The sequence below is a fragment of the Frankia sp. CeCAU1 genome, from assembly GCF_977971845.1.
On record NZ_CDWWXA010000121.1, the window covers coordinates 1 to 1,187 of the forward strand.

Genomic DNA, 1,187 nt, shown 5'->3' on the forward strand with positions numbered 1-1,187 from the left:
CCAACGACCCTTCACCCACACACCCACCGTCACACAACACCTATCCGGAGTCACCTATCCGGAGTCACCTAACGAAGTCCTGCTAGAGCCTGTTCCGGGTTCGGATCACAGGCGGGATGATCGCCTTTCGTGTTCGGGTGCTCCGGCTGGTAGCACGGTTGTATGACTCGTGGCGACCTGACCGACGGTGAGTGGGAGCTGATCGAGCCGTACCTCCCGCTGGGGGCCTCCGGGCTGATCCCTGACCTGCGCAGCTACGTCAACGCGGTGATGTGGAGGTTCCGGACCGGCAGTCCCTGGCGGGACGTGCCCGAACGCTACGGCTCCTGGTCGACGATCTACGACCGGTTCCGGCTGTGGGCGCAGGACGGGGTCTTCCAGACCCTCATGGACGCGATGATCACCGAGGCGGCGGCGCGCGACGATGTCGATCTCAGCCTGGCCAGCGTGGACTCCACCGTCGCCCGCGCGCATCACCACGCGGCGGGCATGGTGGTCGACCCGGATCTCCTGGTCGACCTGGAGAAGGCCCTGACGGAGGAAAAGGGGCTTCAGAAACCGGGCAAAACGACTGTGTGACCGAGGCGCCCGAGGGTGGTGAGGAAGCCGAACGGGCACGGCGCCGCGCGGTACGCCGACGCCGCAGGGCTCGGCTGACCGCCGCCGAGCTGGGACGTTTCCGGGGCGGGCTGACCAGCAAGGTGCACCTCGCGACCGACCGGCGCTGCCGCCCGCTGTCCATCGTCCTGACCCCCGGACAGGCCGCGGACAGCCCGCGTTTCCTCCTGGTCCTGAAGAAAATCAAGGTGCCCGGTCGGGCGCCCCAGGACCCGGCCGGACGCGGTCGCCGGCGACAAGGCGTACTCCTCCCGCGCCAACCGCGCCCACCTGCGCGCCCGGAAGATCCAGGCGGTGATCCCGGAGAAGGCCGACCAGACGGCCAACCGTAAGAAGCGCGGCAGCCTCGGTGGCCGCCCGGTCAGCCACGACGCCACGCTTTACAAGGACCGCAACACCGTGGAACGCAGCATCAACAAGATCAAGGAATGGCGGGGTCTGGCCACCCGCTACGACAAGACACCCGAAAGCTACGCCGCGGGACTCCACCTACGCGGATCCATCCTCTGGCTACGCAGCCTCCCGACCCCATGATCCGAACCCAGAACAGGCCCTAGTGCTGGTTGGGT

General features: G+C 67.6%; 1 pseudogene. It reads left to right on the forward strand.

Going from position 1 to position 1,187, the window contains the following annotated elements:
- The first annotated feature begins 162 nt into the window (after nt 1-162).
- Nucleotides 163-1,152, forward strand: a pseudogene (locus tag AC08OO_RS18235) (IS5 family transposase).
- The last annotated feature ends 35 nt before the right edge of the window (nt 1,153-1,187 follow it).